This window comes from Pedobacter psychrophilus (assembly GCF_001652725.1).
In the GTDB taxonomy this organism is placed as follows: Bacteria; Bacteroidota; Bacteroidia; order Sphingobacteriales; family Sphingobacteriaceae; genus Pseudopedobacter; species Pseudopedobacter psychrophilus.
The window spans coordinates 217,378-241,896 of the sequence record NZ_LWHJ01000030.1 but is presented as its reverse complement, the minus strand read 5'-3'; the positions used below and the strand labels follow the sequence as shown (position 1 = coordinate 241,896).

29 protein-coding genes are annotated in these 24,519 nt (G+C 33.7%); 10 read left to right on the top strand and 19 right to left on the bottom strand.

Annotated features, from left to right (window positions below; all coding sequences use genetic code 11):
* Nucleotides 1-4: 4 nt before the first annotated feature.
* The 4 genes from A5893_RS14815 (at nucleotide 5) to A5893_RS14800 (ending at nucleotide 3,343) form a co-directional block, all read left to right on the top strand.
* Nucleotides 5-1,261, top strand: a complete 1,257-nt coding sequence (locus A5893_RS14815; protein WP_157687569.1) for an XrtY-associated glycosyltransferase XYAG1 — start codon at nucleotides 5-7, stop codon at nucleotides 1,259-1,261.
* A gap of 121 nt (nucleotides 1,262-1,382) precedes the next feature.
* Nucleotides 1,383-2,210, top strand: a complete 828-nt coding sequence (locus A5893_RS14810; RefSeq protein ID WP_232456872.1) for a glycosyltransferase family 2 protein — start codon at nucleotides 1,383-1,385, stop codon at nucleotides 2,208-2,210.
* Nucleotides 2,197-2,745: a hypothetical protein gene (locus A5893_RS14805; protein WP_068823356.1), complete on the top strand. Its 549-nt coding sequence runs from the start codon at nucleotides 2,197-2,199 to the stop codon at nucleotides 2,743-2,745. Before A5893_RS14810 ends, A5893_RS14805 begins: the two co-directional genes overlap by 14 nt.
* Nucleotides 2,746-2,788: 43 nt before the next feature.
* On the top strand, nucleotides 2,789-3,343 hold the full coding sequence (locus A5893_RS14800) for a WcaF family extracellular polysaccharide biosynthesis acetyltransferase (protein WP_082911458.1): 555 nt from the start codon (nucleotides 2,789-2,791) through the stop codon (nucleotides 3,341-3,343).
* Nucleotides 3,344-3,399: 56 nt separating this feature from the next.
* Here A5893_RS14800 and A5893_RS14795 read toward each other — a convergent pair whose 3' ends face one another.
* The 17 genes from A5893_RS14795 to A5893_RS14715 all read right to left on the bottom strand — a co-directional run bounded on the left by A5893_RS14795 (nucleotide 3,400) and on the right by A5893_RS14715 (nucleotide 18,022).
* Entirely contained in the window at nucleotides 3,400-4,803 is a 1,404-nt protein-coding gene (locus A5893_RS14795; RefSeq protein ID WP_068823355.1) for a DUF4403 family protein, read from the bottom strand.
* 300 nt (nucleotides 4,804-5,103) lie between these two features.
* Entirely contained in the window at nucleotides 5,104-6,168 is a 1,065-nt protein-coding gene (locus tag A5893_RS14790; protein WP_068823354.1) for a M20 family metallo-hydrolase, read from the bottom strand.
* Between the two features lie 27 nt (nucleotides 6,169-6,195).
* On the bottom strand, nucleotides 6,196-7,002 hold the full coding sequence (proC, locus tag A5893_RS14785) for a pyrroline-5-carboxylate reductase (protein WP_068823450.1): 807 nt from the start codon (nucleotides 7,000-7,002) through the stop codon (nucleotides 6,196-6,198).
* 247 nt (nucleotides 7,003-7,249) lie between these two features.
* Nucleotides 7,250-8,140 carry an acetylglutamate kinase gene (argB, locus tag A5893_RS14780; protein ID WP_082911457.1) on the bottom strand — a complete coding sequence of 297 codons (891 nt, stop codon included), beginning with the start codon at nucleotides 8,138-8,140 and terminating at the stop codon, nucleotides 7,250-7,252.
* Between the two features lie 53 nt (nucleotides 8,141-8,193).
* Entirely contained in the window at nucleotides 8,194-9,144 is a 951-nt protein-coding gene (locus A5893_RS14775; protein ID WP_068823353.1) for a Rossmann-fold NAD(P)-binding domain-containing protein, read from the bottom strand.
* A gap of 10 nt (nucleotides 9,145-9,154) precedes the next feature.
* Nucleotides 9,155-9,439 (bottom strand): type II toxin-antitoxin system RelE/ParE family toxin, encoded by a 285-nt coding sequence (locus A5893_RS14770; protein ID WP_068823352.1) that lies wholly within the window; start codon nucleotides 9,437-9,439, stop codon nucleotides 9,155-9,157.
* Nucleotides 9,436-9,633: a hypothetical protein gene (locus A5893_RS14765; protein ID WP_068823351.1), complete on the bottom strand. Its 198-nt coding sequence runs from the start codon at nucleotides 9,631-9,633 to the stop codon at nucleotides 9,436-9,438. Before A5893_RS14765 ends, A5893_RS14770 begins: the two co-directional genes overlap by 4 nt.
* Nucleotides 9,634-9,656: 23 nt before the next feature.
* Nucleotides 9,657-10,784: an aspartate aminotransferase family protein gene (locus tag A5893_RS14760; protein WP_068823350.1), complete on the bottom strand. Its 1,128-nt coding sequence runs from the start codon at nucleotides 10,782-10,784 to the stop codon at nucleotides 9,657-9,659.
* Between the two features lie 34 nt (nucleotides 10,785-10,818).
* Nucleotides 10,819-11,181: a four helix bundle protein gene (locus tag A5893_RS17925; protein WP_068823349.1), complete on the bottom strand. Its 363-nt coding sequence runs from the start codon at nucleotides 11,179-11,181 to the stop codon at nucleotides 10,819-10,821.
* A 24-nt stretch (nucleotides 11,182-11,205) separates the two neighbouring features.
* Entirely contained in the window at nucleotides 11,206-12,234 is a 1,029-nt protein-coding gene (argC, locus tag A5893_RS14750) for an N-acetyl-gamma-glutamyl-phosphate reductase (RefSeq protein ID WP_068823348.1), read from the bottom strand.
* Nucleotides 12,224-13,426 (bottom strand): argininosuccinate synthase, encoded by a 1,203-nt coding sequence (argG, locus tag A5893_RS14745; protein ID WP_068823347.1) that lies wholly within the window; start codon nucleotides 13,424-13,426, stop codon nucleotides 12,224-12,226. Before argG ends, argC begins: the two co-directional genes overlap by 11 nt.
* Nucleotides 13,427-13,475: 49 nt before the next feature.
* Complete coding sequence (locus A5893_RS14740) at nucleotides 13,476-14,135, bottom strand: N-acetyltransferase (protein ID WP_068823346.1); 660 nt, start codon at nucleotides 14,133-14,135, stop codon at nucleotides 13,476-13,478.
* 497 nt (nucleotides 14,136-14,632) lie between these two features.
* Nucleotides 14,633-15,361 (bottom strand): acyl-CoA desaturase, encoded by a 729-nt coding sequence (locus A5893_RS14735; RefSeq protein ID WP_068823345.1) that lies wholly within the window; start codon nucleotides 15,359-15,361, stop codon nucleotides 14,633-14,635.
* An 87-nt stretch (nucleotides 15,362-15,448) separates the two neighbouring features.
* Nucleotides 15,449-15,778 (bottom strand): bacillithiol system redox-active protein YtxJ, encoded by a 330-nt coding sequence (ytxJ, locus tag A5893_RS14730; RefSeq protein ID WP_068823344.1) that lies wholly within the window; start codon nucleotides 15,776-15,778, stop codon nucleotides 15,449-15,451.
* Nucleotides 15,775-16,521, bottom strand: a complete 747-nt coding sequence (locus tag A5893_RS14725; protein ID WP_068823343.1) for a DUF6503 family protein — start codon at nucleotides 16,519-16,521, stop codon at nucleotides 15,775-15,777. Before A5893_RS14725 ends, ytxJ begins: the two co-directional genes overlap by 4 nt.
* Nucleotides 16,522-16,791: 270 nt before the next feature.
* Nucleotides 16,792-17,283 (bottom strand): 6,7-dimethyl-8-ribityllumazine synthase, encoded by a 492-nt coding sequence (gene ribH, locus A5893_RS14720; RefSeq protein WP_068823342.1) that lies wholly within the window; start codon nucleotides 17,281-17,283, stop codon nucleotides 16,792-16,794.
* A 64-nt stretch (nucleotides 17,284-17,347) separates the two neighbouring features.
* A complete protein-coding gene (locus tag A5893_RS14715) occupies nucleotides 17,348-18,022 on the bottom strand; it encodes a tetratricopeptide repeat protein (protein WP_068823341.1) in 675 nt (224 codons plus the stop codon).
* A 197-nt stretch (nucleotides 18,023-18,219) separates the two neighbouring features.
* Here A5893_RS14715 and recF point away from each other — a divergent pair, with 197 nt between their 5' ends.
* Together recF and A5893_RS14705 are read left to right on the top strand one after the other, a co-directional pair.
* Entirely contained in the window at nucleotides 18,220-19,332 is a 1,113-nt protein-coding gene (recF, locus tag A5893_RS14710) for a DNA replication/repair protein RecF (RefSeq protein WP_068823340.1), read from the top strand.
* Entirely contained in the window at nucleotides 19,319-19,609 is a 291-nt protein-coding gene (locus A5893_RS14705; protein ID WP_068823339.1) for a DUF721 domain-containing protein, read from the top strand. Before recF ends, A5893_RS14705 begins: the two co-directional genes overlap by 14 nt.
* Here the strand turns inward: A5893_RS14705 and A5893_RS14700 are convergent, their stop codons facing one another.
* Nucleotides 19,610-19,795, bottom strand: a complete 186-nt coding sequence (locus A5893_RS14700) for a hypothetical protein (protein WP_068823338.1) — start codon at nucleotides 19,793-19,795, stop codon at nucleotides 19,610-19,612.
* Between the two features lie 76 nt (nucleotides 19,796-19,871).
* Entirely contained in the window at nucleotides 19,872-20,291 is a 420-nt protein-coding gene (locus A5893_RS14695) for a nucleoside-diphosphate kinase (protein WP_068823337.1), read from the bottom strand.
* Between the two features lie 109 nt (nucleotides 20,292-20,400).
* Between A5893_RS14695 and A5893_RS14690 the strand changes: the two genes are divergently transcribed.
* The 4 genes from A5893_RS14690 (at nucleotide 20,401) to A5893_RS14675 (ending at nucleotide 24,423) form a co-directional block, all read left to right on the top strand.
* Nucleotides 20,401-21,411, top strand: a complete 1,011-nt coding sequence (locus A5893_RS14690; RefSeq protein ID WP_068823336.1) for a DHH family phosphoesterase — start codon at nucleotides 20,401-20,403, stop codon at nucleotides 21,409-21,411.
* Between the two features lie 66 nt (nucleotides 21,412-21,477).
* A complete protein-coding gene (locus tag A5893_RS14685) occupies nucleotides 21,478-22,437 on the top strand; it encodes an FKBP-type peptidyl-prolyl cis-trans isomerase (protein WP_068823335.1) in 960 nt (319 codons plus the stop codon).
* A 151-nt stretch (nucleotides 22,438-22,588) separates the two neighbouring features.
* Nucleotides 22,589-23,356 (top strand): TatD family hydrolase, encoded by a 768-nt coding sequence (locus tag A5893_RS14680; protein ID WP_068823334.1) that lies wholly within the window; start codon nucleotides 22,589-22,591, stop codon nucleotides 23,354-23,356.
* A 44-nt stretch (nucleotides 23,357-23,400) separates the two neighbouring features.
* Nucleotides 23,401-24,423 (top strand): asparaginase, encoded by a 1,023-nt coding sequence (locus A5893_RS14675; RefSeq protein WP_068823333.1) that lies wholly within the window; start codon nucleotides 23,401-23,403, stop codon nucleotides 24,421-24,423.
* The last annotated feature ends 96 nt before the right edge of the window (nucleotides 24,424-24,519 follow it).

The following is a 24,519-nucleotide window of genomic DNA, read 5'->3' as shown; positions in this document are numbered from 1 at the left end:
TCCTTTGAAAATCCTCCACATTACGGCATCTTACAAACCAGCTTACGTTTATGGAGGTCCGGTAATGTCTGTAGCGAAGTTGTGTGAAGAGACTTTTAAGGCGGAAGGCAAAAAGCGGAAGGTGAAAGGCTTTAATAGCTTGAAAAATGGACATCAGCCAGAAGTGGGGAGTCCGCTGTTTGCAGATAAGTTGGGATTCGACTCGGCTCAGTCTAATGAGCGGGGAGTTATCGTTTACACCACTTTAGCAAGCGGTAAAGAAGAACTTCCGTATAAGAATGGAGAAGTTAAACTTATAGAAGGAGTTGAAGTACATTATTTTAAACGTATTACCAAAGATCATAGTCATCTTTCCCCTGCCCTTTTATGGCATTTATGGAAAACTGTGAAGCAATTTGATATTGTGCATATTCATGCCTGGTGGAATTTAGTAACCATGCCGGCCTGCTTGATTGCTATTTTTAGAGGGAGCAAAGTTATTTTCACTCCCAGAGGGACATTAAGTAATTACTCGTTTCAAAATAACAATAATAAAATTAAAGCTTTTTTCCATCAATTTATTGGTAGTTCTCTTTTAAACAAAACCTATTTTCACTGTACCAGTCAAAAAGAAGTGGCTGATAACCAATCTTTATTAAACCCAAAAGCTATATTTAACATTCCTAATTTTGTGGAATTACCCTGGAGAAATGTCTTTTCTAAAGAAGATCACAGTCAGATTCTTCACTTGATTTTTCTTTCTCGCATTGAAAAGAAAAAAGGTTTAGAAATACTTTTTGATGCTTTGGCAAAACTTGAGTTTGAATGGAAATTATCTATTGTAGGAAATGGAGAACTTTCTTATGCAGAAAGTTTAAGAGTTAAGGCAAAAGGCTTAAAGATTGACGATAGAATAGCATTTTTAGGTGCAGTTTATGGAAATGAAAAGTTTGAGTTGATGGCGCAACATGATTATTTAATCCTTCCGTCTTATGATGAGAATTTTGCAAATGTGGTAATAGAAAGTCTTTTTGTAGGAACACCGGTCTTGATTACAAAAAATGTTGGTTTAAGCGAATATGTGAGTCAGAATAATTTAGGATTTGTTTGTGAGCGTTCTGAAAGCAACATTATGGAGATGATAATAAGTGCTAATAAAGCTAAAAATACCGACTTCTTCAATCAAGAAAGATTAAACCAAGTAATTAGAAATGATTTTTCTGAAAAAAACTTAAAAGACCTATATCTTGATATGTACGATACTGTTCTTAAACTAAGTTAAATATAAAATTTCATCAGCACTTTTTTCAATTACGATTAGGATGACATTATTCCTAACTCTTTTAATCCATCTAAAATTGTAAATTCGTTACATGTTTAAAATCCCTATAAGTGTTATAATTTTGACTTTTAATGAAGAGCGAAATATTACATCTTGTTTAGAGAGTTTAAGCAATCATTTTGATGAAATTTTTCTTGTTGATTCAGGATCTACGGATAAAACCATAGAAATAGCAAATAATTATTCGGTTAATATTATAGAGCATCCTTTTGAAAATTATAGTACTCAAAGAAATTGGGCTTTTGAAAATCTACCTTTAAGAAATCAGTGGATTTTAAACATGGACGCCGACCATCGTTTAACACGTGAAATTGTTATTGAACTTCAACAAAAATTCCAGCAGGATATTCCACCTTCTATAAATGGTATGCTTTCTAGCAGAAAGACACTATTTATGGGCAAATGGATAAAATACGGAGGACATTATCCAACTTATCATGCTGTGATTTTTAGAAAAGGAAAAGGTTCTTGTGAAGATAAATTATACGATCAGCATTTTAAAGTGGAAGGAGAGGTAATCAAACTCAAAGGAGATATTATTGATTTAATTACAGAATCGCTAAGTACATTTACTTTAAGACATGATAAATGGTCGACTTTAGAAGCTTTACAGCAGTTTAATAAAATAGATAAGACCCAAGGAACTATTAATGGTTCCTTAATTGATGGCAATCCAATTGCCAAGCGTAGGTATTATAAAAATATTTATGAACGCTTTCCATTATTTGTACGCCCAGCGGTATATTTTTTTATTCGATATTTTTTACGTTTAGGATTTTTAGATGGTAAAAGAGGATTGATATTTCATTTTTTACAATGCTTTTGGTTCCGATTTTTAATTGATGCTAAAATTTATGAATTAAGAAAGACCAGGGATGAAAATCAATAAAATCCAGATTAAATTCTTTTTGATATTAGTTTTAGGCTACTTTATTTTTAGCTATTTCATCATATTCTGGATAGGCTTATGTGCAAAAGGCGGTATTTATTGGGCGTTTGCAGATGAACATCTCAATTTTATTAAAGTTTATAGGCATTTTTTAATTGGGGGAGCAGGATTGATTTGTGATACTTTCGGATTAACTTATCTTACAAATGATACAGCAATACGCATAATTGGATATGGGGGTATCAAAATAGTTTATAGCTGCTTGGGCTATGGCATTATAAGTATCATTATATCCTTGGCTTTAGCGGTTCCGAATCAGAAGATAAAACTCAGAATTCTATTTTTGATAATAGGAACAGTTGCCTTTTCCCTTTTGAATATGATAAGATTATTTGTAGTTTCTTATTATGCCCACCTAGCTAAAAGATTAAGTATTGATCATCATCTGATTTTTAATGCTTTTTGTTACCTATTAATTTTGATCGGGATGTATTGGTGGATAAGAAAGGCTGAAAGTTCAAAGCTTAAGGCTTAAAGCTAAAAACCGATTAGATATAAATATATTAGGATTAGATTAAATGAATAACACGGTGCAACTCCAAAAAAAATTCGACACAAAAGATTTCCAACATGGGGCATCTACGTTGAAACAATTGCTATGGTATTTTACAAGTTGCTTGTTTTTTCGTTCGGGATTGGTTCCTTTCTCTATAGTACTTGTGTGGTTTCTAAAACTTTTTGGAGCTAAAATAGGAAAGGATGTACGAGTAAAACCTTATGTACACATTAAGTTTCCGTGGAAACTAGAATTGGGTGATCATTCCTGGTTGGCGGAATGTTACATAGAAAACTTAGCTGCTGTTATTATTGGGAAAAACTGCTGTGTTTCTCAAAACGCAACCTTGATGACCGGTAACCACAATTACAAATCACCTTATTTTAATTTAATTACTAAACCAATTATTTTAGAAGATGGCGTTTGGATTGGCGCTAGTGCCATTGTTTGCCCTGGGATCATCGCAAAATCACATTCGGTTTTATCAGTAGGATCTATTGCGACTAAAGATTTGGAGGCTTTTAGCATTTACCAAGGGAATCCCGCTGTAAAGATTAGGGAAAGAGAATTGAGTTAGTAATTTTCTTTCGTCATATTAACAAACAAGAGGGATTAATAAACAATCCCTCTTTTTTACTCCAACCCATCAATACTTACCGCTACTTTTCCTGTTGCAACTACCATTGCCACAATTGCATTTGGTGTTAAGATTACTTTGTTAGGTGTAATACCAGTTAAGCTGCCGTTTACTTTCACCCCTTTTATAGGTTGGTAATTGTTTAAATAACTGGCCATCGTTTTTTCTCCGTCAGCTAATTGAGATGCTATTGAAAAACGACATGCGTTGCTCATTTTTTTAAGGATTAGTCCATGAGCTAACCAATTTCCTACTTTTAACAGCTTGTTTTTTGAGTCTAATACAAAATCTACCTGATCTAAATAAATTTCTTTGGTTTCAGCGTTGTAAGCCGGAATTCCTGTGAGGTAGAAATCTCCATTTACCGAGCCGCTTAAATTTAATGCGACAATCATTCTGCCATCCTTTCCCCATAAATCTACTTTATTTACGGTTACGGATCTGCTTCCAGATTCAAACTTTTGACCCGCAAAGTTTTTAGAAACTACAGAAGACGCATAACTATATGGGGCAAAAGCGGCAACATTTGCTTTGAAATCATCAGGTAATTTGTCAACAGCTTTTAATACAATGGTATTTCTATCAAAAGTTATTGATGGTTTACGCCCGATTGCAGTTTCTAAATAAGTCTTTAAACCCAAATTTGCCGTTATTTTTTGATTTGCAACTACAGCTTTTGCTGCATAAACTTCTACCGGCTGCATGGTAAACCAGGTATTGTATTCTTCATTCACTTTACTAGGTTCACTAAAGCTTTGCAAAGCATCTAAAACATAAGGTTTAATATCTAAAGATTGTGCAATTGCATCATCAACCAGTTTAGAAAGCGTTCCTTTAAATATTGATATTGCTGGATTTATTAAATAGGTAATAGGAATTGTTTTACCTGCCACACTAACTGTGGGTGCTTCTTTCCAAGTAATGTTTTGGATAGTGGTATTGGTTATGATTTTCCAATCTTTTAATCCTACTGCAGAGCTCAATCTAACGGTTCCGTTCAAATTAAAATCTTTAGTATCTGATAAATCTATCCCGAAAGATTGAAGTCCGTATTTAACTTTTCCAGCTACTTTTAAAGGTAAATCCATGATGATTTTACCGTCCTTTTCTACAATTGCAATGTTGGATTGCTTATAGACTTTCATCATCAAATTATCACCATCTAAAGAATTATCCTCATAAATTAACCCATTTAGGTATTTATTGGTTTGTGTTTGTAAATCTTTAACAGCTATCTCTACCGGCATATTAATAAATGATAGTTGTTTTTCATACACCACTTCTGTAGAGGAATAATCTGGCAAAGGTTTTAATGCCATTACTTGTTTGGTGCTACCACAAGAGGAAAACAAGATTGCAATACTTGCAACCAAAATTATATTTAGGATGATTTTTTTCATTTTAAACTTTAAATCGCAAAGATAATTCAGTAATCTGATATTTTAATATTTGATTGTCAAAAAGATAACAGATTAGTTATTCCTTTTTGAAAGCGAAAAAATTATTTTATGTGTCAATTCAATCGACATGAAAAATTAACCTATCGAAAAAAATGATAAAAATCGATATGACTAAAAATATTTAAGAGACCTTAAGTATTGCAATAGGGATTGGTACGGAAATCCTTTTTCTGAATTTTCATCAGAAAAAGATTGGAGAGAAAGCCCGACCCCAATTTTTATTGGGGGATTGCCCAAATTTTATTTAATCACTTTCTCCAGCATTTTTATATATCCCTCAATCCCTTCTTCTATTTCTTTTAAATAAATAAACTCATCTGCGGTATGAGACCTTGCCGAATCGCCAGGACCACATTTCAGGGAAGGGATATCCAATAAAGACTGATCAGAAGTGGTTGGGGAGCCATAAGTGTTTTTTCCTAAAGAAATTCCGGCTTGTACAATTGGATGTTCTTTTGGAATGGAAGAAGGTTTCAATCTGACAGAACGTGGAACTACTTCGCAATTCACAAACTGACGAATAATTTTTAAAACGTCTTCGTTACTGTAAACATCTGTTACCCGAACATCTACCGTAAAAGTGCAATTGTCGGGAACTACATTGTGTAAAGTGCCCGCATTGATGATAGTTACCGTCATTTTTATGGGTCCTAAAGTATCTGAAACTTTAGTGAACTGGTAATTTTGGAACCACTCGATATCTTTTAAGGCTTTATAAATCGCATTTTCTCCTTCGTTTCTAGCGGCATGACCAGATTTTCCTTTTACATGACAATCTAATACCATTAAACCTTTTTCGGCAATTGCTAAATCCATTAAAGTGGGTTCGCCAATTATGGCAAAATCTAATTTTCCTAATTCTGGGATGATGGATTCTAAACCGCCTTTACCCGAATTTTCTTCCTCGGCAGTAGTAGCGATTGCGATGTTATATTTTAGGTTTTCTTGATTGTAAAAATGTAAAAAAGTAGCTATTAAAGAAACCAGACAGCCACCAGCATCATTACTTCCCAAGCCAAAAAGTTTTCCATCAACTTCATCCGGAGAAAAAGGGTCGCGGGTATAGCTTTTATTGGGCTTCACCGTATCGTGGTGAGAGTTTAATAAAATGGTTTTTTTATTTTTATCAAAATGTTTGTTGTAAGCCCAAATATTGAAACCCTTGGTGTGAAAAGCGACGCTGTTTTTAGTGAAGAAATCAGAAAGAATAGCAAAAGTTCCACCTTCTTCTTTACTCAGAGAAGGAGTAGAAATCAGCTTTTTTAAAAGTGAAACTGAGTTTTCATAAAGAATTTTATCAATCATCTTTCCTTTTTCTTTGCTCTTTTATCTTTATTCTTTTGTATATAACTCTCCAGCAATTTTCGCCGAAGTTTTAATCCCTTTAATCATTGCCGAACTAAAACCATTATGCTCCATTTCATTTAATCCAGCAATTGTACAGCCTTTTGGCGAGGTCACTTTGTCAATCTCATGCTCTGGGTGAGAAGCCAATTGTAATAATAAATCTGCAGCACCTTTAGCGGTTTGTGCAGCCATCATTAAAGCATCTTTCGCATGGAAACCAACTTCTACACCGCCTTGAGAAGCCGCCCTGATAGAGCGTAAAAAGAAAGCAATTCCACAAGCGCATAAAGCAGTTGCCGAAGTCATTAAATCTTCTTGAATTTGAATAGTCATCCCAACTGTGTCAAAAATATCCTTTACTATTTTTAGGCTTTCTACCGACGCATTATCAGTTGCAATACAAGTCATAGATTGCTGAATGGCAATGGAAGTATTGGGCATTACCCTAACCACTTGTAAATCATCAAACAATTTCTCTCTGATGTTTTTACACGTTACCCCAGAAACCACCGAAGTAAACAGTTGTTCTTGCGGATTAATGGAAGCTTTAATTTCATCCAAAACCTTGTTTACCTGTTGAGGCAAAACCGCAAGAACTATAATTTCGGCATCTTTTACAGCAACCGCATTATCACTTGAAATTTGAAAACCTTGAGTTGCATATTCAGCTAATCCAGTTAATGATCTTCTGGTTAGAGTAATTGATTGTGCAGGATATAAGCCGCTTTTTACCAAACCTTTTGCTAGTGATAAACCAATATTTCCGCTGCCTATGATGGTTATTTTTTTCATTGTTTTTTTGTTAGGTGGTGGGTTTGTTAGGTGATTAGGCCTTTCAAACTTTTTAAAATTTATTCCATGGTCTTTGTCCTCACTGACCATCTATGTTATATCCATTTAGTTTTCGGTCTGTGAGGACACAGACCGAGGTGTAAAATTATTTTTATTCGGGCGTTTTAACACGCTGTTCGCTCATACTACACAAGCCTTAATCCGCCAGCTGGCGGACGGTATCCGCTGCCATCGTTAACGCAACTTGCTATTTCGTCAATTTAGTACCCAAAAAGCCCCTACTTACTAATTCATTCAAGTCATCGGCTTTGCCAATAAAAACTTCTTTTACTCCTTTATTTAAAGCCTCAAATGCATTATGCAATTTAGGCAACATTCCGTCGGCAACAATTCCTTTGGCTTTTAAATCTTTATAATTTATTGGATTAATTTCTCTAATCACAGAACTTTCATCATCTATATCTACCAAAACCCCTTTTTTCTCGAAACAGTAAACCAATGAAGTTTCATAATTTTTAGACATTGAAACTGCTAAAGCTGAGGCTATGGTATCGGCATTAGTATTTAACAACTGGCTTTTGCCATCATGCGTAATGGCAGAAAAAACAGGAATAAAACCGCTCTCTAGTAACTTGGATAAGTTTTTTATCTCTATTGAGTTATCATCCAAATCACCTACAAAACCAAAATCCACCTCCAGGAAAGTATCATCTGTTTTAGATTTGATTTTTTGGATTGGGCGTTTGGTAGCTTTAATCAAATTGCCATCAGCACCACTTAAACCTAAAGCATTACAGCCATGCATTTGCAATTGAGCTATTAGGTTTTTGCTGATTAAACCCGCATAAACCATGGTTACAATTCTTAAAGTTTCAATATCCGTAATTCTGCGTCCCTCCACCATTTTGGCTTCAATGTGCATTTCTGCTGCTAACTTCGTAGCCATTTTTCCACCGCCGTGAACCAAAATTTTATTTCCTTTTAAATCAGCGAAAGCCTTTAAAAAATGATGTAGTTTTTCGGAATCGTCAATGACATTTCCTCCAATTTTTATGACGTATAAGCCCTCACCCCGGCCCTCTCCGAAGGAGAGGGAGTTAGATGTGGCTATTTTTAATTGAGATTTTAAATCTTTCATTATCACATTTTACATTCCTACAATATAGGCAAGTCCTCTCCTTTGGAGAGGATTTAGGTGAGGCTCTCCAATATACTTTTCAAAACAGCTTGTGCTGCCCAAACTCTATTATTTGCCTGATTTAAAACGAGTGAATTTGGTCCGTCTAAAATTTCATGAGACAATTCTAATCCTCTTCTTACAGGTAAGCAATGCATTACCCCGGCATTATTCGTCAATTTCAACTTCTCATTTGTCATCATCCAGCCTTCACCATCAGTTAAAATTTTACCGTAATCGTTATAGCTCGACCAATTTTTTACATAAACAAAATCGGCACCGGCCAAAGCTTCATCCTGATTATTGGTTACAAAAGCATTACCCACAAATTCAGGAGCCAAATCATAACCTTCTGGGTGAGTAATTACGAAATCGTAATCTGCTTTATTCATCCACTCGGCAAAAGAATTTGCCACTGCTTGAGGCAAAGGCTTTACATGAGGCGCCCAAGTTAAAACCACTTTAGGCTTCTCTGTTTTCTTTAACTCCTCAATCGTAACTAAATCTGCCAAACTTTGTAAAGGATGGCGGATTGCGGATTCTAAACTAAGTACAGGAACGCCACAAAATTTCACAAACTTATTAAAAATCTCTTCTGAATAATCTTCTTCACGGTTTACTAAGCCAGGAAAAGATCTAAAACCAATCACATCACAATATTCACCCATCACACCAGCAGCTTCTCTGATATGCTCTACTGTTGTTCCGTTCATGATCACTCCATCCTGAGTTTCTAATGCCCAGCCTTCTTTATCCAGATTCATCACCATTACCTGCATCCCTAAATTTAAAGCAGCTTTTTGTGTGCTTAAGCGGGTACGCAAACTTGGATTTAAAAATATCAATCCTAAGGTTTTATGTTTGCCTAATTGCTCATCAGCAAAAGGATTTTGCTTTTGTGAAATGGCTTCTGAAACGATTTGATGAATATTAGAGACATCGTTGACTGAGGAAAAAAGTTTCATGATGATTGATTTAAAAGATAGGTTGTTGTCTATTATCCCAAAAGAAAACTAGAAGGATATGATTTTCTAAAACTTCGTAAAATAACGAGGTATATTTTGATATTACAGCTTTTCTCACATCCTTTAAAGAAGATTCCTGAAATAAAAAAGGTTGTTCTGAAATTTGGTCTAGTGTTTTTAGGATTTTCAACTTTAAGTTCTCTGCAATTTCAAATCCCCATTGTTCTAGAACAAATTGATATATAACATCAAAAGTTTGTTCTGCATTTGGTGTCCACCGAACTTCTAATTTCATGATTCGTATTTCTTCATCACTTCATCAGTAGATTTAGTTAAGCCTAATTTACCTTCCTCTTGACCTTTTTTAATCCCATCTATTACGTGTTGCGGTAAAATATTTGCGCTTTCTAAAAGCGCATTATAATCTTCTAAGCTCAACTGAACCGCAGTTTTGTTACCTTTCTCGTCGATTAAATATTTAACTGTCATACACAAATATAATTAAATGCCCTTTATAATAGTTTAGCAAAACTCTCTAAAAACCTATCAGCATGCGTCATAGATAAATTTAAAGCAGGCAATAAACGAATGACATTTGGTTTAGCTTCGCCAGTAAATATGTGTTCTTTAAAAAGTAAATCCTTTTTTATGTGGCTTAATTCTTCTGGCAGTTCAATGCCTATCATTAAGCCTCTCCCTCTTACTTCTCTCACTTTATCAAATTTTTTCAATTCGGAAATCAGATAGTCACCCACTTTAGCTGCATTCTCCATAAAATTTTCTTCTTCCATCACTTCTAAAACCGCTAAGCCTGCAGCGCAAGCTAAATGATTGCCGCCGAAAGTGGTTCCTAACATACCATGCCAAGGTTTTAGCTTTGGGCTGATGCTGATTGCTCCCATAGGAAACCCGTTTCCAATACCTTTTGCCATTGGATAAATATCAGCGTTCACACCAGCAAAATCATGTGAATAGAATTTTCCACTTCTGCCGTAACCACACTGGATAGAATCTGCAATGAAATAAGCTCCATTATCATCACAAAGGGAACGGATGGCTTGCAAAAACTCATCACTTGCCACTCTTATTCCTCCAACCCCCTGGATACCCTCAATAATTACTGCACAAATCTCTTCTCCTTCATCTTCAAAAACACTTTTTAAGGCGCTAACATCATTAAAAGGAAGAAATATTACATTAGAATTTTGATTGACTGGTGCAACAATATTTGGATTGTCAGTCACTGAAACCGCCAGAGAAGTTCTTCCATGAAAGGACTTGCTAAAAGCGATTATTTTCTTTCTGCCATTTGCAAAAGAAGCCAATTTCAAAGCGTTTTCATTTGCTTCAGCACCTGAATTGCATAAGAAAAGTTGATAATCTTCTTTTCCAGAAACCTTTCCTAATTTTTCAGCTAGTTCTGTTTGTAAAGGAATCTCAATTGAATTGGAATAAAAACCAATTTTATGCAATTGATCTTCTAATCGCTTTACATAATGTGGATGCGTGTGACCGATTGAAATTACAGCATGACCGCCGTATAAATCCAGATATTCCTGCCCTTTATCATCCCAGACCAAGCTACCTTTGCCTTTTACGATGTTGATATTGTTGATTGGATATACGTCGAATAACTTCATGTTTTTTTGAGTTGTAAGTTTTAGGTAGTAAGTTTTAAGTTTGACTTGTCCTAACTTTTTGAATTAATAGAATTAACATCGCCTTAACCTCGTTCACAAGTTTATTTGAAATTTCATAATCCTCGATTGATAAATAACCTAAATCTTTTGAAAGTAGAATAAAGTATTCAGTTTCATTTGCTGAGCCTAATGATATGTTTAAATATTTGGCAAAATCATTAGATGTGTTTTTACCACAACCTTCGGCTATATTTGCTGGAATAGATGATGAAGCCCTTCTGATTTGATTTGTTAAAGAATAAAGTTCATCTTTTGGAAAGTCTTTTGTTACCTTATAAATTTTAAGTGTTAGTTCATGTGATTTACTCCAAACTCTTAAATCTTTATAATTTTGCATAACCTAAAACTTATTACTTACAACCTAAAACCCAATCGCTTTCAACCTCAAACCCGCCGTCTCTTCTAATCCAAACATCAAATTCATATTTTGAACAGCTTGCCCTGATGCGCCTTTTAATAAATTATCGATGATGGATATAATCATCAGCTTATTGCCGTGTTTCTCTAAATGAATTAAGCATTTATTGGTGTTTACCACTTGCTTTAAATCAATGTTTGCTTTGCTGATATGAGTAAACGGAGCATCTGTATAAAAATCTGTATAGATTTTTTCTGCTTCTTCTAAGCTTAAATCACACTCTATATATGCTGAAGCCATGATTCCACGGGGGAAAGCACCACGATAAGGAATGAAATTGATGTCTTTATCAAAATTAGCTTGCAACTGCAAAAGGCTTTCGCCGATTTCATTCAAATGCTGATGTTCAAAAGCCTTATAAACTGATAAGTTATTGTTTCTCCAACTGAAATGCGATGTTGCTCCGGGTTTTTGACCGGCACCGGTAGAACCTGTTGTTGCAGAAATATGTACTTCTGATTTTAATAAACCTGCTTTTGCCAAAGGCAATAAACCCAATTGCAAGCAAGTCGCAAAACAACCTGGATTTGCAATATTATGAGCATTTTTTATAGCCTCTTTATTAAGTTCGGGCAAACCGTAAATAAAGGCCGAAGGATTAAGGCTTAAGGCAGAAGGCTGCTTGTCAATTTGGCTTTCTGCTTTTGGCTTTAAGCTTTTTGCTTTCAAACGGAAATCCTGAGAAAGGTCAATGATTTTGATATTAGCACTAATTGGATTGGCTTCTAAAAACTTTCTAGCATCGCCATGACCAACGCAAAGAAAAAGCACATCAATTTCTTGCGAAAGTTGATTGGTGAATTTTAAATCGGTATCGCCTAATAAATCCGTATGAACATCAGAAATTAAATTTCCGGCATTACTGTTACTATGTGTAAAAGCAATTTCTACGTTTGGATGATTAATTAATATCCTTAATAACTCGCCACCTGTATAACCAGCACCGCCTATAATTCCAACCTTAATCATCATTTATCCCTTCATTCACTTTATGCCAAATACTTACCTGATTGCCAAAAATTTTAGAAAAACCTTTAACATCATCACCGGTATAACCTTCGTTCATTTCTCCATAGCTACCAAATTTGCTGCTCATCAAATCGTTTTCAGATTCTATTCCGATAATTAAAAAACGATAAGGTAACAATTGAACAAACACTTTTCCATTTACCGTTTTTTGAGTGTTTTGTAAAAAAGCTTCAATGTCTCTCATAATTGGGTCGTGAAACTGACCTTCATGCATCCAGTTTCCGTAGAACATAGATAATTGGTCTTTCCAACTCAACTGCCATTTGGTAAGCGTATGTTTTTCTAAAGCATGATGTGCTTTAATAATTACCATCGGTGCTGCTGCTTCAAATCCTACTCTACCTTTAATTCCAATAATTGTATCGCCAACGTGAATATCTCTCCCAACTCCAAAAGGAGCAGCAATTTCTTGTAAAGCCTGAATTGCTTCTGATGGATGATTGAATTTTTTTGCATTCACCCCAACCAATTCTCCCTTTATAAATTCAAGTTCTAAATTTTCAGGTTCTGATTTGGTCATTTGTGTTGGCCAAGCTTCTTCGGGTAACATTCCTTTAGAAGATAAGGTCTCCTTACCACCAACAGATGTTCCCCAAATGCCTTTATTAATAGAATATTTAGCTTTTTCTGCATTTATTTCTATACCATGTTTGTGCAAATATTCAATCTCTGCTTCTCTGCTTAATTTTAAATCCCTTATAGGTGTAATAATTCCTACTTTAGGAATCAGGATATTAAAAATCATATCAAAACGAACTTGGTCGTTTCCTGCTCCGGTGCTACCGTGAGCAACAAAATCTGCATCTATTTCCTTAGCATAATTGGCGATTGCAGTCGCTTGGGTAACGCGTTCAGCACTGACGGAAAGTGGATAAGTATTATTTTTTAAGACATTGCCAAAAACCAAATATTTAAGGCAAGAATCATAATAGCCTTTTACTGCATCTACAGCATGATGAGAAGTCACTCCTAAACTATATGCCTTTTCTTCAATCTGCTTTAACTCTTCTTTAGAAAAACCACCTGTATTTACAATTACAGAATGGACTTCTAAATCCAAATCTTTAGTTAAGTATATGCAACAAAATGAGGTATCTAAACCTCCACTAAATGCTAAAACAACTTTCTTTTTCATTTTTTTGAGTATCGAGATTTGAGTACAGCGTATTGAGACTTAATACTAATTAACTTGTTAAACTTATAGCAACAATTTTGGTGAAGCTTTTTAATTTCTGTTCTATTCGCTCTAATAAAGAGGCTTTATGTGTGATATTTTTTAATCTTTCTTCCTCTAAAGATTTCTTTTCTTCTGGATCATAAAGCATAGCAGTACACATACAATTTTGTCGACCTTTACTCATCAAAATATCATAATTCACACAGCTTTTGCAGCCTTGCCAAAAGTTTTCATCTTGAGTCAACTCAGAATAAGTTACTGGTTCATAACCTAAATCAGAGTTGATCTTCATTACTGCCAAACCAGTTGTTAAACCAAAGATTTTAGACTTTGGATATTTCTGACGGGAAAGCGCAAATACTTTAGTTTTTATAGCCTTTGCTAAACCCGCTTTTCTATAAATTGGATTTACTATTAAACCTGAATTTGCAACAAAATCGCCATGGCTCCAGGTTTCGATATAACAAAATCCTGCCCAAGTACCATCTCTATGAATTGCGATTACAGCTTTCCCTTCTAACATTTTGTTAGAAATATATTCTGGCGAGCGTTTGGCAATACCAGTACCACGAGCTTTTGCAGAATTTGCCATTTCTTCGCAAATGGTTTCGGCAAAACCGATATGTTGCGAACCTGCAACTATAATATTAAAATCGTTAATGTGCATTTATTTTGAGTGGAAATGACATCCACATTTTTAAAATAAAAAATTGATTGGTAACCACTTATTTAATGGTTTAAGGAAATTTAATATTCGCAGTTTGGCTTAAAATCTGGGAATATATTGCGGTCTTCGTCGTAATGAGATTGCACTAGAAGCAGGTAAACAAATAAACATAGTAAATGCAATTTCCTTTTGGGAAACAGGGCATTTGGCAGTATGTAGATGAGTTTGTGTCATTTTATTTAACTATCAGGGCTTTAGACCTGTATTGTAAAGCAAAAGAGCATAAATTTTTTATCAATTACAATATTAAAATGAATTAATAACAATTTGATAATTTTATCTTATCAATGTTTTTGAACTAGAAACCAAATTGGTCATCATTTTCATAGTAATTTTTTTTTTGCGCTAAGGATTGGAACGGCATCCTTTTTTATTTGAAATGGCCCAGTGAATCTGGGATAAAAAAGATATAGAGAAAAGCCTGTAAAGCGCCCAGATTAAACTTTTCTAAACCTAATTATCCTACACCAATGCATCACTTTCATGATAGGATAAACAGGATCAATTTCGAACCATTTTTTGCCAAAATTTGGGCTATTTGGGAATTTGTGATGATTGTTTTGAAACAATTCTCCCAACATCAAAAAATCAAATGGAGTTGTGTTTTTTGATTTATCTTGATTATCGAAATTTGAATAACCGTACTTATGGCCACACCAGTTTACAACAGCTCCATGTAAAGGCCCCATCGCAAAATGAAAAGGAAGCAATAACCACATCCACCATTGTGTCGCAAAAAAAGCATAAAAAACCACATATAAAATTGCAAAACCAATTCTAGAATAAGTAGAAGTGCCTATATTATCTATAAACTTCCATTCTGGATACTCTCCTCTAAATTGTGGTTCTGGCTGTTCTAAGTCTTTCTCGAAAATTTGGTACTGGCCCCTGGTATTCCACATCATCTGAAAAACATCCTCAAAAAAATGAGGTGAGTGAGGATCTTTTTCCGTATCAGAAAAAGCATGGTGCATACGGTGCATAATGGCATAAGCCTTTGGTTTTAAATAAGATGCACCTTGCCCAACATAGGTAAGAATGTAAAAGAATCTATACCAAAATGGATTTAAATTAAACATTTTATGCGATGCATAACGATGTAAAAAGAAAGTTTGTACAAATAAAGAAAGAAACCAATGGGCAATAAAAAATAGGATAATATACATGCAAATGCTTTAAATAGGTAGGTTTATTATTTGAAAATAATAACGAGATTAGTTAAGTATAGGTTTTAAATTGAAATTCTGGAGTTATTATTTAATAAATTCTAGAGTTTCGTCAATTGATATATTTCCATGAGATTGATCCAATATACATTCGCCGTCTTTAATTAAAAGTAGTTGCGGCGACTCATGATGAACTTGAAACAAGTCAGCTATTTCTTTTGATATATCACGATGGCTGATTAAATCCAAAAAATAAGGCTTTACGGTTTCAGGTAAATCATCCAAATCCATATCTACTCTTTTTTTTGCCATCATGCTAATGGAACAACGAGTGCTGTGTTTAAATATCACGCTATATCCACTGTTCGATTTTATTTCTTGCAACTGTTTATTATCCTCTAATTTAATCCAACTCATGGTTTTGTAAATATGTTATTATCTACCTTTTGCAATACTTTAGCAACAGGAAAGTAAATAGATGTACTACTTTCTTTATTTGTTTTTTTTACGGAAAGTTTTAAGCCATTGCCCAAATCCTGATAAGGTTCCCACTCAAATATAGAGGAGTTTTTTTGGTTTTGTAAAAGAAATTTCCACTGAATAATTTCACCGGTTTTCTCATTAACGTACATCCAATACTGATCGCCTGGTGTTAAACCAACTTTATCAAAGTTTAAATGAATGACATTACAAGTTTGGTTGTTAATTTCTTGGTTATCTTCTAATTGAGTATTTACGCCTTCGTCTTGCAGTTTTAATGGCGACATTAACCAATAACTGTCATTAATGTAAGCGGCATAAGCCCTGTTTATTATTTTATTTGAAGTGCTATCGGGAAGTAAATTCCCATTTTCATAAGCTTTTCCCTTTTTATTGTTTACGTTAAAAAGAACTACAGTTTTTGTTCCATTATCTGCAGTAGATTCAAAACGGTAATCTCCAGTATATCTATCCCAAATGTGATGACGGCCAGCTGATTGATTACCTTGCCTAATTGGAGCAAATGTAAATTCTAGATACCTGCTTTTTTCAAAAGCAGATTTACCTCCAACAGCCTTCCATACCTTTTCTAACACTACATCTTTATTGGGGAGGTTTTGCGCACTTAACGAAAATACTATTGCAAAGAAAAATGCAAATAGTAACGTTGTTTTTCTCATAAAAATTTGTTTTTATTAAAACAGCAAAGACAATAAATTGTTTTATCTTCTTCCTCTAGCTTCTGGGTATGAATTGTAAGCTGGGCAAAGTTTGGATGAACATGACTGCAAAACAGCTCCTGTTATCATTAAGGCGAGTACAATGTAAACTACTTTTTTCATTTTGTTGGCATTAAGTTTTATATGTGCTAGAGTTAATACGCTAATGTAACGTTAAAGTTTCATTTACAATATCTTATAAAGATAAAGAATTTTAATATAGCTGTTAAATTATTTAAACTCTAATTTTAGAGCTGCCATTTTAATGGCTGTGATACCTGCTTCCGTTCCTTTATTTCCATGTTTACCACCAGCCCTATCCATTGCTTGCTGTTGATTATCAGTAGTTAACACACCAAATATCACGGGTTTTGTATGCTTTAGGCCTACATTTGCTAAACCGTTTGCAACTGCATTACAAATAAAATCAAAATGTCTTGTTTCTCCTTGTATTACACAACCTAAACAGATAACAGCATCTAAATCTCTATTATCAAGCAGCTGATCTGCAGCTGCTATTAATTCAAAACTTCCAGCAACTTCTATAGATATAATATCTCTTTCAGCTACGTTATATTTTAATAAAGATTCGTAAGCACCTTTATATAATGCACCTGTTACTTCTGCATTCCATGATGCTACAACAATACCAAAACGATAATTTTTCCCGGATGGAACAGTAGTATGAGAAAAATCTGATAAATTTTTTAGGTGTGATGCCATAGCTCAAAAATAAAAAAGGCTAGCCTTTTTAAGCTAACCTTTAAGATCATTCATTTAAACATTATTATAATTTACCTTCTGCCCTTGCAATATACATATCAATATTAGTTGCTGTTGAGCTTTCCGGATAATCGTTTTTAATTTTTGTATATGTATCTACTGCAGATTTAAAGTCTTTTTGTTCTTCATAAACCAAACCTAATTTTTTAAGATAGATTGGAGCGGCAAATAGATTATCTCCTTTAGATGCAGCTTTTTTATAGAAAGTTATAGCGTCATCATAATTTTTTAATTCTACATAAGCATCACCAGCAGCGCCTAAAGCTTCAGGAGCTAAGATAGGGTCAGAACCACTATAATTTGTTAAGTTTTCTGCCGCTTTTTGGTATTCGCCTTTATTTAAATAGGCAATACCTAAATAGTAATAGGCAAGATTAGCAGATTTTGTATTATCATATTCTGATATGATTTTTTCAAAACCAGGGAAATTTCCATCGCCTTTTATGGCTTTATCCCAATCTTTTTGCTCCCAATATTGTTGTGCCTTAAACATTTGGTTTATAGCTTCGGTTTCCCTTGGTGCTAAATAAAATGTTTGATAAGCAAAAAATAATAATATTAATCCAATCACTGTTCCGCCAATAACCAAAAGACTTTTTCTATTCTCCTGAATAAAAAAGCTAGTTCTACTCATTGAGTTTGAAAGTTGTAACGGTTGTTCGATTTCTGTTTTTGACATTTTAGGGTTCTATTAAAGATTGCAAAAATAGTGTTTTCAGCAAAAACAACAACCCATTTATATAAATTATTGTAATATAGTAGAATAACCGCTTTTAAAGGTAGTTTAAAACGTATTAATTAGTGTTTATCAACTTCAAAAAGACATCTTTTTTATATTTTTAAGGTTAAGACTTCCTATTTTTATAATTTAGCTGCATGTATATCAAAAAACTTTCTTTAGTAAATTTTAAAAATTACGATGAAGCAGAGCTAAGTTTTATTGATGGTGCTAATGCTTTTACAGGTAATAATGGAGCTGGAAAAACCAATCTTTTAGATGCAGTGCATTATCTATCTATGTGTAAAAGTTATTTTAACCCCATAGATAGTCAACAAATTAAACAAGACAGAGATTTGTTTATGTTGCAGGGAGTTTTTGAAAAAAACAATAAGGAAGAATTAATTGCTTGCGGCGTTAAGAAAAATCATAAAAAACAATTTAAAAAGAATAAAAAAGAATACAATCGGTTATCAGAACATATTGGACTTTTTCCTTTAGTCATGATTTCTCCAAACGATATCAGTTTGATATTGGAAGGAAGTGAAGAAAGGCGCAAATTTATCGATACCGTAATATCTTTAACTAATCATCAATATTTAGATGATCTGATTTTTTACAATAAAACATTATTAAATCGCAACGCACTTTTAAAACAAATTGCAGATAGCGGCCGTTACGACCCAACTTTATTAGAGATATTTGATGATCAATTAATTATATCAGGTACTAAGATTTTTGAGCAACGTAAATCCTTTATGGAAATCTTTACTCCTGTTTTTAATCAGCATTATCAATATTTATCTGGCGAAGCCGAAGTTGTTGAGCTTATTTACCAGTCGCCATTATTTGATGATGATCTTAAAAGTATCCTCAAAAAAAATCTGGAAAAAGACAGGGTATTACAAAGAACATCTCAAGGAATTCATCGTGATGAGTTAATTTTTCAAGTTCATGAAGGGATGCCACTAAAAAAATTTGGTTCTCAAGGGCAACAAAAATCATTTTTAATAGCACTTAAATTGGCTAAATATTCATTTATTTATCAAAAGGTTGGCTTTAAGCCGATGCTTTTGTTAGATGATATTTTTGATAAGCTTGATGATTTACGCATCACTAAATTAATGGAGATGGTTTCTCATGATGATTTCGGCCAATTGTTTATCACTGATACAAATGCCGAAAGAATTAAGCGTATTTTTGTGAACATCGGCGTTAGCCTAAATTTATACCATATAAACAAAGGCATTATAAAACATGAGCAGAACTAACGACAAAACTTTGAAAGAGGCCATGCAACAAATGCTAAAAGTTTACCACTTAAAAGGTAAGTTTGATGAAACATTTGCAGTAAAATCTTGGGAAGAAGTTGTTGGTAAGGCAGTTGCAAACCGTACAAAAGAAATATTTATTAGGGATAAAAAATTATTTGTTAGGATAGAATCTTCGGTTGTAAAAAACGAACTTACTATAATGCGGCAACAAATTATTGGTAATCTTAACGAAAAGGCTGGAGCAGAAGTGGTAAAAGAAATTATTTTCCTATAACTACTTTTTTGTATTCATCCTTCTGCTAAACATAAAGAATAAAACTGTGGCCAATGTTGCAGTAAACAAAGCTCTAGCTGCAAAAGTAGCTGTGAATTCCTCTTTCATTAATCCCATCCCTATAATTGGGGATATAAAAAGCACCACAAAGAAAAATATGATATATGGTTTAGAAATGATTTTCATTGATTTTTATTTCTAAGGTAAACAAAAAAGCTCCGGCTTAAAAACCGAAGCTACATGTTATTTGTAGATTTGAAAATTAAAATTTCTCTGCATCTGTAAAATAGAAATTTCCTTCTATTTCGGCATTTTCATCAGAATCTGATCCATGGACTGCATTAGCATCAATTGATTTAGCATATTTCTGACGGATGGTTCCTTCTGCTGCATCTGCAGGATTAGTAGCTCCAATTAATTTTCTGAAATCCTCTACAGCATTATCCTTCTCTAAAATAGCAGCTACAATTGGTCCTGATGACATGAAACTAACCAACTCTCCGTAAAAACCACGTTCTTTATGTACTGCATAAAATTCGCCTGCCTTTTCTGGAGTTAATTTTAAGTATTTCATTGCCACTATTTTAAAACCGCCTGCTGTTATATCGTTTAAAATTGCTCCGATGTGCCCGTTTGCTACAGCATCTGGTTTAATCATCGTAAAAGTTCTGTTATTTGCCATCTCTATGTTTTTTAAAAATTGCTGCAAAAGTAGGCTTTTAAAATCGTAACAAAAAGTATTGCATTTAATTTCAGATAGATTGTTTAACTTCGCCCTTTCATAAAATTTGATGATTGATTTAGATACGCTAAAACAAAAATTAGCACAGCCATGTAAGATTGTTATTACCACGCATCATAAGCCAGATGGCGATGCAATGGGCTCATCTTTAGGCTTATTTAATTATCTAATACAAAAAGGACATTATGTAAAAGTAATTACTCCAACCGATTATCCTTATTTTTTGCAATGGCTACCTAACAATCCAGAAGTTATAATTTTTACTGATAAAGTAGAGGAAAGTAAAAAGTTAGTGGCAGAAGCCGAGCTCATTTTTTGCTTAGATTTTAATGCCCTGTCCAGAATAAACGAATTAGGAGAAGAAGTTAAAAAATCTTCGGCATTAAAAATAATGATAGATCATCATCTAGAACCAGAAGGCTTTGATGATTTTAGACACTGGAACATTAATGCTTGTGCTACTGCTCAGTTGATTTATGATTTTATCGTTAATTATTTAAACGATGGCGAATTAATAAATAAAGACGTAGCTACTTGTTTGTATACTGGTATCATGACAGATTCTGGATCGTTCCGCTTTCCTAATGTAACTTCAGATTTGCATCGTATAGTTGCAGGTTTAATAGATGCAGGTGCAGAAAATTGGAAAATACATCAACAAGTTTATGATAATGCTACTGAAGGAAGATTAAAGTTTTTAGGTTATTGCTTAAGTAATAAACTAGAGGTTTTAAGGGAATATAATACTGCTATTATCAGCGTAAGCAAGGCAGATATTAAAAAGTTTGATATACAAACTGGAGAAACTGAAGGTGTTGTGAATTATGCGCTATCTATAAACGGCATTAAATTAGCTGCTTTCATAGTTGAGCGTAGCGATAGGGTTAAACTTTCTTTAAGATCTGTTGGTACTTTCCCTGCAAATGAAATATGTAAAAAGTATTTTGAAGGCGGTGGGCATAGAAATGCTGCTGGTGGACAATCAAGTGAAAATTTTGATAAGGTGGTACAAAAATTCAAATCTATTTTACCAGAATATAAAGAGTTACTTTTGCAATGATAATTTAGAAATGAAAAAATCCCTTTGGGGATTATTGAATGCAATTAAAAAACACAATATAAAAGAATGAAAAAAGGATTATTAATATTAACCGTAGCAGCTTTAGGCTTTGCTGCATGTAATGGTGGTTTAAAAAAAGGGCCAGCCGGTTTAGAGTATAGCATCCATAATGATGTTAAAAGCGATTCAATTAAAGAAGGCGATTTTATAAGTTTAAATATTGTTGCTAAAACTGAGGGAGATTCTTCTCTTTTCAATTCTTATGAAATGGGACGCCCTTCTGAAGCTTATTTCCCAAAACCAGTTTATGATGGCGATATTTTTTATGCACTTAAAATGTTAACTAAAGGAGATAGTGCAACAATTAAAATCAATTTAGATTCTGCAGAAGCAAAAGGACAACCAAGACCAGCAGGCATAAAAGGTAAATACTTAATTTATACTGTTAAGGTTGAGGAGGTTATACATAAAGATACTGCTAATATGCAAGCCTTTCAAACCAAGGTTGAGACCTATTTTAAAGCTGAAGGAGAAAAAGCTAAAAAAGGTGAAGTTGTGAAACTGCAAAAATATATTGATGATAATAAATTGAAAACTGCAAAGTTACCTTCTGGAGTACAAATAGTAAATACAATTGAAGGTAAAGGCGAGCAACCAGTAACAGGAGATAGCGTTTTGGTTAATTACACTGGTAAAATATTATCGGGTAAAGTTTTTGACACCAGTTTAGAAGATGTTGCTAAGAAAAATAATATGTATAACCCACAAAGGGCTCCTTATGCTCCATTAAGTGTAGTATTAGGTAGAGGTGGTATTATCCCAGGATTTGAGCAAGGTGTTTTACAAATGAAAAAAGGAGGAAAAGCAACGGTTTTAATTCCTTCTAATATGGCTTATGGTGAGCAAGGAATGCCAGGTGGTTTAATAGGTCCCTTTACTCCTTTAATTTTCGAATTAGAATTGGTAAATGTTTTCCATAATCCAAATGCTGTTACTGCCCCAGTAATGCCTGCGCCAGCTAATTAATACTATTTATAATGATATTTGAACCCCTTCCCAAAAAGAAGGGGTTTTTTATTTAGCCTGTTTCCTATATAGCGAAATATATGAGCAATTGTTTAAAATTGTAAAACCAATTTCAACACTACTAATAGGGCTATAATTTTAAATTTGCATCATGATACTTACTGATACTCACACACATTTATATTATATAACTGACGAAAAAGAAAGGGCTGAGCAAATGGAAAGGTGTCTTAGCAATAAGATTACACGGTTATTTCTACCAAATGTAAGCAGCCAATCGATATCGTTGGTTATGGATTTGGCAAATGCTTATCCTAAAAATTGTTTTCCTATGCTGGGTTTGCACCCATGCGATGTCTCAGAAAATTTTGAGGAAGAGTTATCTATAATAAATCAACATATAGAAAAAAGTAAAATTTATGCCATAGGCGAGATTGGTATTGATTTATATTGGGATAAAACATTTTTAAAACAGCAGCAACAAGCATTTATTACGCAAATAAACTGGGCTAAGAATTTAGATTTACCAATTGTAATACATTGCAGAGAAGCATTTGATGAAGTATTTGAGATTTTAAACTTTCAAAAAGATGATAAATTAAGAGGGATATTTCATTGTTTTACTGGTGATTTAAACCAGGCAAACACAGCAATTAATTTAGGTTTTAATTTAGGAATAGGTGGAGTAGTAACCTATAAAAAAGCTGGATTAGATAAGGTGGTAGAAGAAATAGATTTAAAACATATAGTTTTAGAGACGGATGCACCTTATTTAGCACCCACACCTTACAGAGGTAAACCTAATGAAAGTTCTTATTTAATATATATAGCACAAAAAATTGCTGATATAAAAAATATTTCTTTAGAGGAAGTTGCTGAAATTACTACAGCTAATTCATTCAAAATTTTCGGGGTTTAGATTTTAAAATTGTTTATTTGTACTAATCATTAATCTTAATCAGTATGACAAAAATATTTGTGATTTATACCGGTGGTACAATAGGCATGATCACAAATCCAGAAACTCATGCATTAGTGCCGTTTACATTTGAGCAGATTATAGAAAATGTGCCAGAATTAAGGCGTATGAATTATGAATTAACGGTTCATTCTTTCAATCCAATTATTGATTCATCAGACATGACGCCCGAGATATGGGCGTTTTTGGCAAAATTAATATCTGATAATTATGAAGATCATGATGGTTTTTTGATCCTTCATGGTTCGGATACAATGGCCTTTACGGCTTCTGCTTTAAGCTTTATGCTAGAAGGTTTGGCAAAACCAGTAATTTTTACAGGTTCGCAATTGCCCATTTCTGAGGTACGTACAGATGCGAAAGAAAATTTTATTACCGCATTAGAGATAGCTTCGGCTAAATTGGAAGATGGCAAGGCAAGAGTGCCAGAAGTTTGTATATATTTTGAGAATAAACTTTTTAGGGCAAACCGAACTTTTAAATATAATTCCGCAAAATTTGAAGCTTTCAGATCTCCAAACTATCCGGTTTTAGTAGAAGCAGGGGTTCATATCAAATATAATGATGCTGTTATCGGAAAATTAGAAAAATCAATTTTTAAAGTTCACACTAATGTGAGTAATAACATTGGCGTTTTAAAACTATATCCGGGTATCAGTCCGCAAATTGTTGATGCTGTTTTAGACTCTGATGCCGAAGCGATTATTATGGAAAGCTTTGGTACGGGAAATACAACTACTGCAAAATGGTTTTTAGATAAACTCAAAAAAGCCATCCAAAACGGGAAAATAATCTTAGACATTTCCCAATGTAAAGTTGGATCTGTAGAAATGGGCAGATATGCCACAAGTAGTGAGCTTAAAAAAATGGGCGTTATCAATGGTTATGACATGACCTTTGAAGCTGCGGTAACCAAACTGATGTATTTATTAGGAAGAAATTACCCAAAGGAAAGATTGTTAAGGAGATTAGGCACTTCAATTAGAGGCGAGCTAACCAGAAACTGATAAAGATCACTAAAATTAACCCTATTAACACTAGCAAGATTTTTGATAATCATTTGTAAAACTGTAAATTTGCAGCGTTTCTATTAAGATTCACAC

Excerpts from the sequence above, each read along its gene's own strand:
- A5893_RS14805 (WP_068823356.1), top strand. The coding sequence starts at position 2,197 with ATGAAAATCAATAAAATCCAGATTAAATTCTTTTTGATATTAGTTTTA.
- A5893_RS14800 (WP_082911458.1), top strand. The coding sequence starts at position 2,789 with ATGAATAACACGGTGCAACTCCAAAAAAAATTCGACACAAAAGATTTC.
- A5893_RS14795 (WP_068823355.1), bottom strand. The coding sequence starts at position 4,803 with ATGAAAAAAATCATCCTAAATATAATTTTGGTTGCAAGTATTGCAATC.
- A5893_RS14790 (WP_068823354.1), bottom strand. The coding sequence starts at position 6,168 with ATGATTGATAAAATTCTTTATGAAAACTCAGTTTCACTTTTAAAAAAG.
- proC (WP_068823450.1), bottom strand. The coding sequence starts at position 7,002 with ATGAAAAAAATAACCATCATAGGCAGCGGAAATATTGGTTTATCACTA.
- argB (WP_082911457.1), bottom strand. The coding sequence starts at position 8,140 with ATGAAAGATTTAAAATCTCAATTAAAAATAGCCACATCTAACTCCCTC.
- A5893_RS14775 (WP_068823353.1), bottom strand. The coding sequence starts at position 9,144 with ATGAAACTTTTTTCCTCAGTCAACGATGTCTCTAATATTCATCAAATC.
- A5893_RS14770 (WP_068823352.1), bottom strand. The coding sequence starts at position 9,439 with ATGAAATTAGAAGTTCGGTGGACACCAAATGCAGAACAAACTTTTGAT.
- A5893_RS14765 (WP_068823351.1), bottom strand. The coding sequence starts at position 9,633 with ATGACAGTTAAATATTTAATCGACGAGAAAGGTAACAAAACTGCGGTT.
- A5893_RS14760 (WP_068823350.1), bottom strand. The coding sequence starts at position 10,784 with ATGAAGTTATTCGACGTATATCCAATCAACAATATCAACATCGTAAAA.
- A5893_RS17925 (WP_068823349.1), bottom strand. The coding sequence starts at position 11,181 with ATGCAAAATTATAAAGATTTAAGAGTTTGGAGTAAATCACATGAACTA.
- argC (WP_068823348.1), bottom strand. The coding sequence starts at position 12,234 with ATGATGATTAAGGTTGGAATTATAGGCGGTGCTGGTTATACAGGTGGC.
- argG (WP_068823347.1), bottom strand. The coding sequence starts at position 13,426 with ATGAAAAAGAAAGTTGTTTTAGCATTTAGTGGAGGTTTAGATACCTCA.
- A5893_RS14740 (WP_068823346.1), bottom strand. The coding sequence starts at position 14,135 with ATGCACATTAACGATTTTAATATTATAGTTGCAGGTTCGCAACATATC.
- A5893_RS14735 (WP_068823345.1), bottom strand. The coding sequence starts at position 15,361 with ATGTATATTATCCTATTTTTTATTGCCCATTGGTTTCTTTCTTTATTT.
- ytxJ (WP_068823344.1), bottom strand. The coding sequence starts at position 15,778 with ATGAGTTGGATTAAATTAGAGGATAATAAACAGTTGCAAGAAATAAAA.
- A5893_RS14725 (WP_068823343.1), bottom strand. The coding sequence starts at position 16,521 with ATGAGAAAAACAACGTTACTATTTGCATTTTTCTTTGCAATAGTATTT.
- ribH (WP_068823342.1), bottom strand. The coding sequence starts at position 17,283 with ATGGCATCACACCTAAAAAATTTATCAGATTTTTCTCATACTACTGTT.
- A5893_RS14715 (WP_068823341.1), bottom strand. The coding sequence starts at position 18,022 with ATGTCAAAAACAGAAATCGAACAACCGTTACAACTTTCAAACTCAATG.
- recF (WP_068823340.1), top strand. The coding sequence starts at position 18,220 with ATGTATATCAAAAAACTTTCTTTAGTAAATTTTAAAAATTACGATGAA.
- A5893_RS14705 (WP_068823339.1), top strand. The coding sequence starts at position 19,319 with ATGAGCAGAACTAACGACAAAACTTTGAAAGAGGCCATGCAACAAATG.
- A5893_RS14700 (WP_068823338.1), bottom strand. The coding sequence starts at position 19,795 with ATGAAAATCATTTCTAAACCATATATCATATTTTTCTTTGTGGTGCTT.
- A5893_RS14695 (WP_068823337.1), bottom strand. The coding sequence starts at position 20,291 with ATGGCAAATAACAGAACTTTTACGATGATTAAACCAGATGCTGTAGCA.
- A5893_RS14690 (WP_068823336.1), top strand. The coding sequence starts at position 20,401 with ATGATTGATTTAGATACGCTAAAACAAAAATTAGCACAGCCATGTAAG.
- A5893_RS14685 (WP_068823335.1), top strand. The coding sequence starts at position 21,478 with ATGAAAAAAGGATTATTAATATTAACCGTAGCAGCTTTAGGCTTTGCT.
- A5893_RS14680 (WP_068823334.1), top strand. The coding sequence starts at position 22,589 with ATGATACTTACTGATACTCACACACATTTATATTATATAACTGACGAA.
- A5893_RS14675 (WP_068823333.1), top strand. The coding sequence starts at position 23,401 with ATGACAAAAATATTTGTGATTTATACCGGTGGTACAATAGGCATGATC.